Raw genomic sequence first — 14,021 nt, forward strand, 5'->3', positions numbered from 1 at the left:
TCTGTGCTCGCCGACGTGCACAAATGCACGTTCATCGCAATATTGCTGTTGCCCGATGTGCGAACGCAACGTAGCGTTTCACATGTCAGAAACACCCAGTGCCACCGAGTTCAGGAGTTGAGCATGATGCAGAACTACGCCACCCCCGCCCCGATCTCCGCCGTCCTCGACATCCCGGCGGGCCGGGTGCAGCTCATCGCCGCCGACCGCGCCGACACGGTCGTGGAGGTCCGGCCCGCGGACGCCTCGAAGGGGCGCGACGTCAAGATGGCCGAGCAGACCACGGTCGACTACCGCGACGGCGTCCTGTGGATCGAGGCCGCGGCGAAGAACCAGATCCTCGGCGCCTCCGGCTATATCGAGGTCACGGTCCAGCTGCCCACCGGTTCGCGCGTCGAGGCGAAAGCGGCCAGCGCCGAGCTTCGCGGCGTCGGCCGGCTCGGCGACGTCTCCTTCGAGGGCGCGCTGGGCGAGATCAAGCTCGACGAGGCCGCGACCGTGCGCGTCACGACGAGCGCCGGCGACGTCTCGGTCGGTCGCCTGACCGGCCCGGCCGAGATCAGCACCGGCAAGGGCGACATCCGGATCGCCGAGGCCGTGCGCGGCACGGTCGTCCTGAGCACCCAGGCCGGCGACGTGTCGGTCACGGCCGCCGCGGGATCCTCCGCCTCGCTGGACGCCGGTACGTCGTACGGCCGGGTCCACAACGCGCTCGTGAACACCGCGAGCGTCCCCGAGCTGGACATCCGCGCGACCACGGCCTACGGCAACATCACCGCGCGCAGCCTCTGACGCGCTTGCCGACGGCGGCGTGCACGTTCTCGGTGCACGCCGCCGTTGGCGGGTCGTCGGCCACTCACTCCTCGATGGCCGCGTCCAGCGACCGCAGGTGCTGCCGGAAGGTCACGCCGTCGCGGTCGCGGGCGACGAGGTAGTCGTCGAACCGCGTCTGCTCCCGCAGGCTGGTGCCGAGGGCCATGCGCGCCGCCTGGTGCCGCTCGGTGTCGCGGATCCGGGCCGCGACGACGGCCAGCTCCGCGGCCTGCGCCGCCGGCACGAACAGGACGCCGTCGTCGTCGGCAAGCACGACGTCCTCCTCGGTCACCGTGTGCGGGCCGCACGCCGCCCACCCCAGGGCGTCGGCCGGCTGCGGGTCGAGCCGCTCGGGCCCGTCGGGGAACGCGCCCAGGCTGTAGACCGGCAGGCCGATGGTCCGCAGCTGCGCGGTGTCGCGGTGCAGCCCCCAGATGACGATCGCCCCGAGCCCCGCACGGGCGACCTCGAGCGCCACCAGGTCCCCGACGCAGGCCTCGTCCGTGCGACCGCCGTTGTCGACGACCAGGACGTCCCCGGGCTCGGCACGCCCGAGGGCTTCCAGGAACACGTCGACGCTCCCGACGTGCCGCACCGGTCGCGCCCGCCCGACCACGTGGATGCCGGCCCACAGCGGACGCACCGACGGCGGCGCGCACCGCACGGGGACCCCGAGGCGCAGGCACGCGTCCGCGACGTGCGGGGTGCTCAGGTCCGGGAAGGTGGTCTGCAACGTCAGGGCATCCATCGCATCTCCTCGAGGTGGCCGGCGGGCGGGCCGGTGTCGGCCTCGTCATCTTCGCGCCCGGCTGGCGTGCTGTCCCCCGTGTGCGGTGCGATGGGACTCTCTCGTTCCCCGAGGAGGACTTCCGATGCGCAGCGTGACCTACTCGATGGCCACCTCCCTCGACGGCTACATCGTCGGGCCCGACGGCGGCTTCGACTGGCAGGGGCACGGCGACGAGGTCTTCCGCTTCCTCACCGACGAGATGGAGCAGGTCGGCGTCCACTTCCTGGGCCGACGGCTCTACGAGACGATGCTCTACTGGGAGACCGCCGACCCGGACCCGACGCTCGACCCCGCGACCTTCAGGTGGGCGACGATCTGGAACCGGCTCCCCAAGGTCGTGTTCTCCTCGACGCTGACGGCGGTGCAGGGCAACGCGCGCCTGGCCACCGGAGGGCTGGCCGACGAGATCGAACGATGGCGAGCCGAGCCGGGCGAGGGCGACATCTTCCTCGGCGGAGCGACCCTCGCCGCCGAGGCGGCTGCCCAGGGGCTGATCGACGAGTACCGGGCGCGGGTGCACCCCCTGCTCGTCGGCGGCGGCATCCCGTTCTTCCCGCGCGAGGAGCGCCACGTGGACCTCGAGCTCGTGGAGGCACGGACGTTCGACACGGGGGTCGCGCACTACCGCTATCGCGTGGTGCGTTAGCGCCGCACCGGTCCCAGCCAGCGGGGCACCCGGCGCCTGTACTCGTCGTACGGCGCACCGAACCGCTCGTGCAGGAAGCGCTCCTCGGGGAGGATCGCGCCCCAGAGAACGAGCAGCACCGCGACCGGGAACAGGACGAGCCCCCAGAACGTCGGCACCAGCAACGCCAGGCCGACGTACAACGCGAGCAGCCCGACGTACAACGGGTTGCGGGACAGCCTGTACGGACCCACCTCGATGATCGCCTGGGTCGACTGCCCCGGCAGCAAGCCCGTCCGATTGCGGCCGAACAGCCACAACGACCAGCCGTTCCACCCGACGAACGCGACCACCAGCGCCCAGCCGAGCGGGATCCGCCATGCGCCGAGCTCGACCGGATCACCCCGGGCCTGCGTCGCCAGCCAGCCGATCAGCAGCGGCGCGCCGATCGCGACCGGCGGCCAGAGCCGGAACGAGACGACCGCAGTCGGACCGTGCGCCATGCCTCATTGTCTGGCGACATGTTCTGACGCTCGCGCTCAGCCCACGCCTTCGGCCGCGAGCGCGTCGGTCAGCAGCCCGACCAGGGTCTCGAGCTGCACGTCGGTCGACCCCGGCAGGTCCTCGTCCAGCGCCCCGTCCAGCGCCCGTGCCGCGAGCGCCGACTTGCTGTCGATCAGCTCGGCGATCTTGGCGTCGATGGTCTGCGCGGCGATGATCCGCCACGCGGTGACGGGCTCGTCCTGGCCGATCCGGTGGATGCGGTCGATGGCCTGGGTCTGCTCGGCGTCGGTCCAGGACAGCTCGGCCAGCACGAGGTTGGAGGCGACCTGCAGGTTGAGCCCGACGCCGGCGGCCATCAGCGAGCACACGGCGATCTGCACGTCGGGGTCGTCGACGAACGAGGCGATGTTCTTGTTGCGCGTCCTCGTCGTCTGGTCGCCGCGGATCGAGGCGTAGCGGATGCCGCGGTCGGCGAAGGTCTGCTCGGCCTGGTCCATCACGTCGACGTGCTTGGCGAAGAACACGACCTTGCCCACGTTGCGGGCCAGCTGCGCGGCGTAGTCGGCGGCGAGCCCGGCCTTGGCCTGGCCGATCCGGCGGACCATCGTGAAGACGTTCTCGCCACCGGCCTTCGAGCTCGAGTCCTTGAGCTCGGCCGCGGCCACCCGGCGGACGAGCTCGAGGTCGATCCCGTCCACGTCGGCACCACGCATCGCCACGGCGGTGCGGTAGCGCCCGACCATCTGGCTCGCGAGCGCGGCCTCGGCGGCACGGATCGATCGGCCGACCGCGCCGTCGAGCTCGACCGGCAGGTCCGCGACGCGGCGGGCGGGGATGTCGGCGACGACGTCGATCTTGCGACGACGCACGATGCCCATGTCGATCACGCTCGCCCGCGCGGCGGCGTAGAACCCCTGGTCGGCCGGGGTGAGCCCGGTCTCCTCGAGGGCAGCCATCAGCGGTCCGAGCGGCTGCTTGTCGTCGATCCAGCCGAGGAACTGCCAGATCGCCCGGAAGTCCTCGATGTCGTTGATCAGCGGCGTGCCGGTGAGCGCCATCAGCAGCGGCCTGGCGGTGCGGGCGCGGATCTTCTCGGACAGCGTGAGCACGTGCTGCGATCGCTGGGACGACTTGTTCTTGATGAAGTGCGCCTCGTCGACGACCATCCCGCGGAAGCCCAGGTCGCCGAGCCAGCCGACGTGCCGGTCCAGGATCTCGTAGTTCACGATGACGACGTCCGCGAACGCGTCGACCCGGTCGCCGTCGCCATGGACCACGGTCGACCGGCGGAACGGCGTCCACAGCCCCACCTCGTGCGCCCAGTTCGTCTTGACGACGTTGGGCACGACGACGAGCAACGGGTAGGCGTCGGCGGCCTGGGCTGCGAGCAGCGCCTGAGCGGTCTTGCCGAGGCCGGGCTCGTCGGCGAGCAGGAAGGTGCGATGACCGCCCGCGGTGGCCGCGACGACCTGCGCCTGGTGCGGCATCAGCTCGCGGCCAGCGGGAGTGGGGAACCGGCGCGGTTCGGGCAGCGCCATGCAGGCGGGTGCACCGGTGGCGGCCCGCTCGAAGGACCGGAACAGCGGCTCGAGCAGCTCCCAGCCGGCCAGTCGACGGGCCCGCGTCGCGGTCCGCTCGGCCGCGGCCTCGAAGTCGGGAGCCAGGAACGGGTTCGCCAGCTGGCGCGAGATCACGGACCGGGGAATCACTCGCGGCGCGGCGGCGGCGACCGGCGCAGTCGGTGCCGCGGGCGCCGGCTCCTCCGGCGGCTCCAGCCCGCCTTCGCGCATGAGGGTCGCCTTGTAGGCGCGCGCGGCGTCGGACACCCGGGCGTCGTCGGCGAGCAGCTCGAGCAGCGACGTGTCCCGGGCCGCGGTCCGGGCCAGCTGCGTCGCGACCCCGTCGAGCCGCTTGAGCTGCTCGGTTCGCCGCGACGCGGACAGGCCGGCGTCGTCCTTGACCCGGGCCCGCTCCTCGCGCACGAGCAGCGCGACGACCTGGAACTGCGTACGGACCCGCGGGCGCGTCGGGGGTCGCTGCACGGCCCGGTCGACGTCGCGGGCGACCTCGGCGAGCACGGGGATGATCCCCTGCTGCTGCGGCGGACGTGCGGCGCGGCTGCGCTGCGGGCTCGGGTCAGTGCGCGCGCGACCGGACCCGCGTTGGCCGCCTCGTGCCACATCTCCTCCTTCGCAACATCCGTACCGCGACCGCGGCGCAGCGCGCCGCCCCACGGACGCGCCCGTGACCTCGCAGGACGGGCCCTCGCGGCCGACGCCACTGGCAACGCGGCCAGGCCGCTATGGCGGCGGCGGGCCACCGCGAAGCGTCCCCGCCTGCGCCGACCGCAGCCCGTGTTCACGCCGATGGTGACACGCAGCCGACGTGTCTCCGTGAACCGCCGCGGGCACGGCGGCAGCCGGCTCGGATCGCCGACGAACTGGAGCCTACCGCCGGAGACCCCGACTCAGGCCCAAGCCTCGCGCTCCAGCTCCGCCGCCAAGCCGATGATCGGCCGTGACGAGGGGACGTCCGCCGTCGTGACCGTCGCCCTCGCTCGGTACGGTCCAGATATGAGAGTTCGCGGGATGCAGGACGTCGAGCTGGTCGACGGCCCTGACCGCGCGCTCGACGGCCACGTGGCCGTGGCTCCGCAGTCGACGGGGAAGTTGCGGTGGTGGCTGACCGGAGCTGTCGCCCTGCTCGTCGTCATGCTGGGTGCGGCGCAGTGGGTGATCCGCTCGCACGAGAACGCGGCGATCGCACGGCTGGCCGCTGTCGAGGGCGTCGTCGCGGAGGTCGACGGTCCTCTCGATGTCGATCGGCGCTACTCCACGGCGGAGGACTCGGAGGCCTTCTTCGGACAGCACGGCGGTGAGCTGACGCGCGGGTCCGACGGCTCGCTGACCTACCAGTGGGGCGCGGGCACCGACGACGACCCCGGGTGGAGCAAGCAGCTGCTCGGCCCCATCCCCACGCTGGCGGGGGCCTACACCGTGGACAGCGACAACCTCTGCCTGCCGGACGCGGCTCCGGACGCAGACGTCTCACGTGCCCCCAGGGTCGTGTGCCTGGTCACCGACGGAGGGCTGGAGACCCTCAGAGGCGGCAGGTCCGGGAAGGTGCCCGCGACGGTGACCTTCATCGAGGTGCTCGACACCGCAGACGGCGCGCTGCTCGCCCAGTGGTCGGCACCGGGAGCGCAGACGTTCGCGATGCTGGACGGACAGGTCGTCGTCGGGGTGGCTGGACCCGACGCTGACATCGTCACCAGCAGGGATCCGCTCACCGGAGACGTGCGCTGGACGCACGAGGTGCCGCTCCGAGGGAGCCAGGTCGGGGCGGACCTGAGGTCGCGCACCGTGAGTGTCTCCCGTGCGGGCGACCTGCTCGCGCTGCGGACCTCCAGCGGTGAGCTGGGCCTCCTCTCCCCCGACGGCGACGTCATCCGCGATGGCTTGGGCGCGGATGGCCAGAGCTCGTGGGACTGGCAGGTCGGCCCCGACGGCGGACTCGTCCTGGAGTCCCGGGGCGCCGACGGGAACGCCTCGGTCACTCTTCTCGCAGCGGACGCAGGCCCGGACGCAGACCATACCCTGCCGGGCAGCCTCACGCCCGTCGGGGTCGATGACGGCAGCGTGCCCGATGTGCTCCTCACGGCCGACTCGACTCTGCACGCGTGGGATGCGACGACCGGCTCCGAGCGCTGGTCGTCGAACGAGGCGTCAACCGTCGCTCTCGGCAGAGGGGAGCTGAGCGCGCTCGTCGTACGCGGACGGGTGTACGTCCTGAGCCCGGCCGGCGTCGCCGCGCTCGACGGACGCACGGGCAAGACGTTGTGGCGGGTACAGCCGGGGAAGCACCAGGTGCCGACGACGCTGTTCACGGACGCGCGCCACCTGCTCGTGGGATACGAGAGCCCTGCCCACTCGGCGGACCCGCAGATCGTCGCCTACGACTTCGCCAAGGGCGAGGAGGCGTCTCGCACCGCTTACCCGAGCGGCATCGACCACCTCGAGGTCTGGGACGGCAAGCTCCTCGGCTACGACGCTGACTACACCGAGTTCGCCGTGCTCGGCTGACCGCTCATGCCTCGCTGACGATCACCAGCTCGTTGCCTTCGGGGTCGGCGACCCGCCAGCGACCCTCCGACTCGTCGAGGAGCCGGCCACCGGCTTCGACGATCGTGGCGAGGCGCGCCCGCGCAAGGTCCGACGGCACTGCGAGCTCGACGTGGATGCGGTTGCGCTGCCGGCGACGCTCGGTTTCCGACGTGTCGATCTCTTGGAACATCAGCACCGGGTTCAGCCGCCGCGGATCGTCGATGTCGAGGACCCAGTCTCGCCGGTCGAGCGTGTAGCCGAGTGCGGCGACCCAGAACGCGCGGACCGCGTCGATGTCGGCGGCGTCGAGCACGAGCTGAACGAAGCGCGGCAGCCCCGGGTCCGCGGTGGCCCCGAGCTCGCGGGCAGCGGTTTGCACCTTCTCGGCGAGCTCGGTGAAGTCGAGCTCGAGGCCGTGGGTCTCGGCCTCCCAGAGGTCCTTGCCGCTGTCGAGGATCACGAGCCCGGGGCGCAGATCGATCAGCAGCGGGAAGCCGGCGTCGACAGCCAGCTCCGCTGCCGCAGCGGCCAACTCACCCTGCTGCGTCGACGAGCTGATGCGGTAGCACGCCATCGCGCCGAACACCGCCTGCCAGTCGGCCGTCCCGGCCTTCTCGCTCAGCGCGTCGCCCGGCACCAGGTCGACCTCGTTGCCGTCGGGGTCGACGTGTCGGACCCCGAACGGTCCCGATGCCTCACCGAGCGACGCTTCCTCGACCGCCAGGGCCGGCCGCACCACGTCGAGGTGGATGCGGTTGCGCAACGGCCGCGGCTCGTCCGACGGCCGGATCCGCAACGCGGGGTCGCGCCGCAACGGATCCGCCAGGCCGCCGTCCGCCCCAGGCGCGTAGTCGAGCGCCCGCTGCCAGAACGGTTGCACCGCCGACGGGTCCGCGGACTCGAGCACGACGCTCAGGTGCTGCAGCGCGGCCGGGTTCGCGGCCAGCCCGAGCTCTCGAGCGGCCGCGGACACAGCCTCGGCGTGCTCGTCCGAGTCGAGGCGAACCCGCACGCCCGTCGCGCGCACGTCGACCAGGGTGTCGGGCGACAGCTCCACGATGCGCCCGGCCAGCGCCGCGCCCTCGGTCAGCGACGGCGCGTCGAACCATGCCGTCGCCACGCCGTCGACCGTGCGCCAATCCGTCTCGATCTCGGTCATGCGCGGCACTGTAGAACTCATTCCGGACGATCGCCTTCCGGATAGTGCGAATTCCGTCGGGGGTGCGAGCAACGCGCCGGCCCGAGACGGCGCTCTCGTCGACGGCTGTCAGGCGCCCTCCCGTCGGGTGAACGTCGCGCCCGTGACGATCTCCTTCATCTGGTCCACCTGACTGGGTGTCGCGGTCGGCGGGTAGGACACGTCGAAGGTGATGCGCTGGCCGTCGACGTCGAGGATCCAGAGCAGGTCCATCTGCCCGCCGTCCCGCTGGGAGCGGCCCGGCCAGCTGTGGAAGTAGCCCTGACGGCAGGTCGTGAAGTCGAGGTCGTCGGGCGTCGAGAGCTCGACGTACAACCCGTCGTAGCCACCGATCGTGACGGCAGCCGGGTCGGTGCCCTCGCGCATCGGCTGGGCGGCCAGCGCTCCGGCCAGGTCGGCGACCGAGGGTCCGACGGTCTCGGGGTAGCCGCTCGCGTCGCACGGGTGGGTGTAGACGCTCTGGATGTCCCAGAGCCAGACCGCGTTGTCGGACACCAAGCCCTCGGCGGTGACTCCCGTTCCTGCGATGTTCGAGTAGCCCGCGGGGACGTACAGCACGGGAGCAAGGGGCGCGGACGCCGGTGCGTCGATGGGTCTGACGACGTACCTGCCCGGGGGGACCAGCTCGCCGTCCGGCAGGGCTTCGAGCAGAGGGACGGCCGGTGCAGACTCGGACTCCGCCGGCTCTGGCGGCTGCGCAGTGCAGCCGGTCGCCACCAGGAGGACCACCGTCCCCACGGTGACCGCGGCTCGTGCGTACGTCCTCGATCGCCCCTGCGGGGGCTGCGGGCGCCGAGCTGCCGGCACCCCGCGGTGCCGACGGTCGATCCGGATCGTGTGCGACATGACGTCCTCCTTGACGTGGTGCGCGAATGGGCACCTCCGACGCTGCCGCGGTGTCCCGACGGTTCTCTGACGATCCGTCGACGGTCCGTCGACCGGCCTTGCTGTTGCTCGTCACCGCGCGGGACGCTGGGGAGGAGATGAGCACGAGCGGAAGTTCGGCTCGACCGCACGCGTCGTCGAGAGACGCCGCGACGGCCTTCCGCGTGCTCGGTCCGCTGGAGGTCTGGACCGGCACGAACCGCCTGGAGGTCGGCGGTCGGCAGGAACGGGCGTTGCTGGCTCTCCTGCTCACCGCCCCGGGCCGCGTCTTCTCGGTCCCCGCGATCACCGCAGGCCTGTGGGGGGAACGACCCCCGGGCGGGGCCGACAACACCGTCATGACCTACGTCTCCCGGCTGCGCCGCGCCCTGCCCGACGGTGTCGCGACCGCGCTGGTCACGCGTCGACCCGGCTACGTCCTCTCCATCGAGCCGGCGCAGGTCGACGCCGAGCTCTTCCGCGCTCTGGTCGGCAGAGGCCACCGTGAGCTCGGGGTCGGACGACCGGAGCTCGCGGTCGGGAGCCTGCGCGAGGCGCTCGGGCTGTGGCGAGGCGACGCGTATGCCGAGTTCGACGCGCCGTTCGCCGTCGCCGAGCGCCGAGCGCTCGACGAGCTGCGGTTGGCGGCGTTCGAGGACAGGGCGTCGGCCGAGCTCGACGTCGGCGAAGGACCAGACCTGATCGCCGAGCTCGAAGTCGTGGTGAGCGAGCACCCGCTTCGTGAGCGGCTCTGGGCGCAGCTGATGACGGCGCTGTACCGGTCCGGCCGGCAGGGGGATGCGCTGCGGACCTATCAGCGCGCGAGAGACTCGTTGGTCGACGAGCTCGGCGTCGAGCCCGGGGACGAGCTGCGGGACCTTCAGGCCCTGGTGCTCGCGCACGACCCGCGGCTGCTCGGTCCCGCCCACGCCTCCAGGTCACGACGCAACACGCCGCTCGGACCGGGGTTCGTCGGACGCGCCCGGGACCTCGCGCTGCTCGACGAGGCGTACGGCCGGGCCGCGGCGGGCTCCCCCGTGCGGATCCTCGTCACCGGTCCGCACGGGATGGGCAAGACGCGGCTCCTGGCCGAGGCCGCGCGGCGCGTCCGGGCGGCGGGCGGGACGGTCGCCGACGAGCCGTCCCAGATCGGGGCGCACCCGGGGGCCGCGCCCGTCCTCCTCGTGCTCGACGGCCTGGAGCGGTCATCCGTCGCAGACCTCGTCGAGCTGTCGGAGGCGGTGACTGCCCGGGTGCGCCCGGCACTGGTAGTCGGGGCCTGCGTCTGGGACGAGCTCTCCCCCGAGCAGGCCACTGTCCTCGCCGACCTCTTCCCCGACCGGCTTCCATTGGTGCCGTTGAGCTCGGCGGAGGCGACCGAGCTCGTCGAGCTCTATGTACCCCGGGCTGCGGTCGCGCAGGCGCTCGCGGCGGCGGAGGTCGTCGCCTCCGCCGGCGTCCCGCTGCACCTGCACGCGGCCGCGAGCCGATACGGGGAGAAGCTTCTGGCCGAACGCATCGGGACCAGCGCGCAGGCGATTGCCGATCCACGACGACAGCTCGCGCAGTCTCGCGCGGAGGTCGCGGACGGGGTCATCGAGCTGACCCGGTTGCGGTCGCTCCGGCAAGCGCACGCCATCCCGGACTCCCGGCGCCGCCTGTGCCCGTACAGGGGCCTCGCGTACTACGACGTCGACGACGCACCGTACTTCGCGGGGCGTGAGCCGCTCGTCGCGCGGCTGGTGGCACGACTCGTGGACGCGCGGCTGCTCGCGGTCGTGGGTGCGTCGGGCAGCGGGAAGTCGTCGGTCGTCCGGGCCGGCGTCGTGCCCGCGATCAACGGCGGGCTGCTCCCGGGCAGCGAGCGGTGGCACGTCGTGGTGACGACGCCGTCGCGTCAGGCGCCGGACCTGCCGCCTGCCGGTGGGCCTCGGACTCTGCTCGTCGTCGACCAGCTCGAGGAGCTGTTCACGGTGCTGCCGCCGGAGGAGCAGACCGGGTACGCCCAGTGGATCACGGCCGCCGCCGAGCGGGACGACGTCACGGTCGTCGCCGCGATCAGGTCCGACTACTTCGCTCGGGTCGTGGTGCACCGCGAGCTCGCAGACCTCCTCGCGGCGAACACCGTGCTGGTCGGGACGATGTCGGCCGAGGAGCTCCGGCAGGCGGTCGAGGTCCCGGCCGCGGCGGCAGACCTGACGCTCGAGCCGGGCCTCGCTGCGACCATCGCCGACGACGTCGTGGGGGAACCGGGCGGTCTTCCTCTCATGTCCACCGCGCTGCTCTCGCTGTGGGAGCGCGGCGACGGCCGACGCCTGTCGCTCGCGGACTACCGGGTGAGCGGTGGCGTGCGGACTGCGGTCGCGCGGCTGGCGGAAGCCGCCTACGCGCCGATGACGCCCACCCAGCAGGCCCACGCTCGGCGCATCCTCCTGCGCCTGGCGGAGGTCGACGACGCCGGCGAGCCCGTCCGGCGGCGGGTTGCCCTGTCCGAGCTGTCCGTCGACGACGATCCCGATGCACGGACGGCCTTGGAGACCCTGGCGGCCAGGCGCCTCCTGACGGTCTCGGCCACCCACGCGGAGGTCGCGCACGAGGCGCTGCTACGGGAGTGGCCGCGGTTGCGGGGGTGGCTCGACGACGACGACGCAGGCCGCCGCATGCGCAGGCACCTGGTTCCGGCGGCAGCGGCCTGGGACAGCTCCGCTCGCGATCCGGGCGAGCTGTACCGAGGTCAGCGGTTGGCGGCTGCCCTCGACTTCGAGGCGGCCCACGGCGACGACCTGACCGATCTCGAGAGGGACTTCCTGCGTGCGGGCACCGCCGCGGCAGACGCCGACGCCGCCGGCCGCAGAAGGTCGCACAGGAGACTCCAGGCTCTGGCCGCGGGCCTGGCAGTCGTCCTGCTGCTCGCCCTCGGCGCCGGATGGGTCGCCGTCGACCGGCGGAGCGAGTCGGCTCGCCTCGCCGTGGCGGCGGACGTGCGTGCCCTGCGTGCGGCGGCGCTCGGCGAGGACCGCTGGGACCTCGCGCTGCTGTACGCGGCGCAGGCCTACCGGGCCGACCGATCGCCGCAGTCGCAGGCCGCACTGCTGCGGACCGTGCAGCGCAGCCCGGAAGCCACGGCGATGTACTCGACCGGTCGGCGGCTGCAGGCCCTCGCCGTCAGCGCGGACGGGCAGACCCTGGCCGCGCTCGGGAGCGCCGGGACGGTGTTCGTGTGGGACCTCGCGACCGGGGCGCAGACCTCGACCGTGCCGGGCCTGACGGAGCTCGCGGTGAGCTCGCTGGACCTCAGCCCGGACGGGCGATACATCGCCGTCGTCGGTATCCCGGTGGATGCCGAGAGGTACGGCTTCCTGCAGCAGCTCATGGTCGTCGACCTGGACCACATGCCGACGCCCACTGTGCGGACGTGGGAGGGCCCGGGGATCACCTCTGCTCGCTTCACCGCCGACGGGCGGACCGTGGCCACCGTCGGCATCGACGGGCTGATCCGCGAGGTGGACGTCCGCACGGGACAGATGGCGGAGGTCGCGGGCCTGGAGGCCACGCTCTCCGACCTGACCGCCCTGGACGCGTCCGCCGGACGCCGTTTCATGGCCTCCGCCGACCCGCAGGCGTCGGGCCGGGTGACTGCTTGGTCGGCCGACGACGGCCGGGTCGTCTGGTCGTCCGACGTGAGCGGCGGCGCGGTCGTCTCGATCAACCCTGCCGGGACCGCCCTGGTCCTCGCGCACACGCCGGGACCCGTGGAGCATCTGGATCTCGTCACAGGTGTCCGCCGAGCCGTGCCGTCCGATCCCGCCGTCGGGCTCGTGGACCTCGACTGGGCACCGGACGGGTCCTCGTTCGTCGGCGCCACCACGGAGGGCACGGTGGTCCTCTGGGACGCCGCGACCCTCGAGCAGCGCTCGATCTTCCGCGGGCACTCAGGCACGGTGAGCCAGGTCGTCCACTCTGCAGACGGCGCGAGCCTGTACGCCAGCGGGTTCGACGGGGCGGTCGTGGTCTGGGACCTCACCGGTACGCGCGGTGTCGTCAGACGGGCGAGCGAACCCACGCCGGCCCAGCGCTTCGGACCGTTCCTCGCCGCCGATCGCACACTGTCCGCCGATGGGTCCTTGGCCGTGAGCTATCTGGAGGGGGGTGCCCTCGAGCTCGTGGACGTGGGTGCCGCAACCACGTCCGTGGTTCCGGTCAAGGTGACCGGCTCTCCTGCCCGGGTCGTCGCCGACCCGGCAGGTCGCTATGCCGCGCTCCTCACGGTGCAGTGGCCCGCAAACCTTCGAGCCGAGATCCAGGTCGTCGACGTCGCGAGCCGACGCGTCCTTCCGAGCGCCATCCACCTCATCGCCGACTTCTCCGCCCCCACGCCCGCCTTCTCCGGCGACGGCCGGTCGCTCGTCACAGCCGACGCGCAGTCGGTCGCCGTCTGGGACGTGCAGAGCGGACTGCCTGCGGCCGGCCGCGCGGACTACGAGGCTGGGGCGGCGGTCGTGTCCCTGGCGCCCGACGAGACCGGACACCTCGTCGCCGTCGGCGTGGTCGGCGGGGGTGTCGAGATCGCGGACATGGCGACCGGCGCGCTCGTGACGGAGCTCGTGCCCCCTGGCGGGGAGAACCTCGCGGTCGCTCCGCTCGGCTTCTCGCCCGACGGGAGGTGGCTGGCGGGCGGGTCGGAGAGCGGGCGGGTCGTCGTGTGGGACACCGCGACGTGGGACGTCCGTCGGACGGTGCCCGCGGTGCAGGGCGGCGGCGTCGACTCCCTGGCGTTCACGCCGGACTCCCGCGCCGTCGTCGTCGGGAGCGCGGGTACCGCCTCCGTCTGGGATGTCGACCCCGGCGCGGCGACCGGGATGACCCTGGCCCTGAGCGCGGTGCCCTCCCGGTCGGACGTGGCCGTCGCGACCCGCGACGACGGCCGAGCCGTCGTGACACTGACCGAGGACGGGGGCGTGCAGCTCTGGGCGATCTCCCCGCAGGCCCTGCTCGAACAGGCCTGCGCGGTCGCAGGGCGCAATCTGAGTCCGGCAGAGTGGGGCGCCGTGCTGCCCAACCTCCCGTACGCACCGACGTGCCCTGGGCCCTAGGGGCGTCTCCGGCCGTCGGCGATCGAAAACG

General features: G+C 72.7%; 9 protein-coding genes. 4 read left to right on the top strand and 5 right to left on the bottom strand.

All coding sequences use genetic code 11. The features are described from left to right. The first annotated feature begins 123 nt into the window (after positions 1-123). Entirely contained in the window at positions 124-792 is a 669-nt protein-coding gene (locus AC1DWH_RS06465; RefSeq protein WP_477092973.1) for a DUF4097 family beta strand repeat-containing protein, read from the top strand. 64 nt (positions 793-856) lie between these two features. On the opposite strand, the gene AC1DWH_RS06470 is transcribed toward AC1DWH_RS06465, so the two are convergent. Continuing rightward, on the bottom strand, positions 857-1,561 hold the full coding sequence (locus AC1DWH_RS06470; protein ID WP_477092974.1) for an RraA family protein: 705 nt from the start codon (positions 1,559-1,561) through the stop codon (positions 857-859). A 124-nt stretch (positions 1,562-1,685) separates the two neighbouring features. Here AC1DWH_RS06470 and AC1DWH_RS06475 point away from each other — a divergent pair, with 124 nt between their 5' ends. Beyond that, complete coding sequence (locus tag AC1DWH_RS06475) at positions 1,686-2,249, top strand: dihydrofolate reductase family protein (RefSeq protein ID WP_477092975.1); 564 nt, start codon at positions 1,686-1,688, stop codon at positions 2,247-2,249. On the opposite strand, the gene AC1DWH_RS06480 is transcribed toward AC1DWH_RS06475, so the two are convergent. Both AC1DWH_RS06480 and AC1DWH_RS06485 read right to left on the bottom strand, forming a co-directional pair. Next, positions 2,246-2,731, bottom strand: coding sequence for a methyltransferase family protein (locus AC1DWH_RS06480; protein ID WP_477092976.1), 486 nt, complete (start codon positions 2,729-2,731; stop codon positions 2,246-2,248). The two genes, AC1DWH_RS06475 and AC1DWH_RS06480, sit on opposite strands and share 4 nt — an antisense overlap. Positions 2,732-2,767: 36 nt before the next feature. Then, the gene (locus tag AC1DWH_RS06485) at positions 2,768-4,912 is read right to left on the bottom strand and encodes a DEAD/DEAH box helicase (RefSeq protein WP_477092977.1); all 2,145 of its coding nucleotides are present in this window, start codon (positions 4,910-4,912) and stop codon (positions 2,768-2,770) included. Between the two features lie 393 nt (positions 4,913-5,305). Between AC1DWH_RS06485 and AC1DWH_RS06490 the strand changes: the two genes are divergently transcribed. Beyond that, positions 5,306-6,814 (top strand): outer membrane protein assembly factor BamB family protein, encoded by a 1,509-nt coding sequence (locus tag AC1DWH_RS06490; RefSeq protein WP_477092978.1) that lies wholly within the window; start codon positions 5,306-5,308, stop codon positions 6,812-6,814. 4 nt (positions 6,815-6,818) lie between these two features. Here the strand turns inward: AC1DWH_RS06490 and AC1DWH_RS06495 are convergent, their stop codons facing one another. Beyond that, positions 6,819-8,066: a VOC family protein gene (locus AC1DWH_RS06495; RefSeq protein ID WP_477092979.1), complete on the bottom strand. Its 1,248-nt coding sequence runs from the start codon at positions 8,064-8,066 to the stop codon at positions 6,819-6,821. A gap of 36 nt (positions 8,067-8,102) precedes the next feature. Continuing rightward, positions 8,103-8,879 carry a hypothetical protein gene (locus AC1DWH_RS06500; protein ID WP_477092980.1) on the bottom strand — a complete coding sequence of 259 codons (777 nt, stop codon included), beginning with the start codon at positions 8,877-8,879 and terminating at the stop codon, positions 8,103-8,105. 203 nt (positions 8,880-9,082) lie between these two features. Between AC1DWH_RS06500 and AC1DWH_RS06505 the strand changes: the two genes are divergently transcribed. Further along, complete coding sequence (locus AC1DWH_RS06505) at positions 9,083-13,990, top strand: nSTAND1 domain-containing NTPase (RefSeq protein ID WP_477092981.1); 4,908 nt, start codon at positions 9,083-9,085, stop codon at positions 13,988-13,990. Positions 13,991-14,021: the final 31 nt, after the last annotated feature.

The sequence above is a fragment of the Cellulomonas sp. P2_F12 genome (assembly GCF_056403775.1).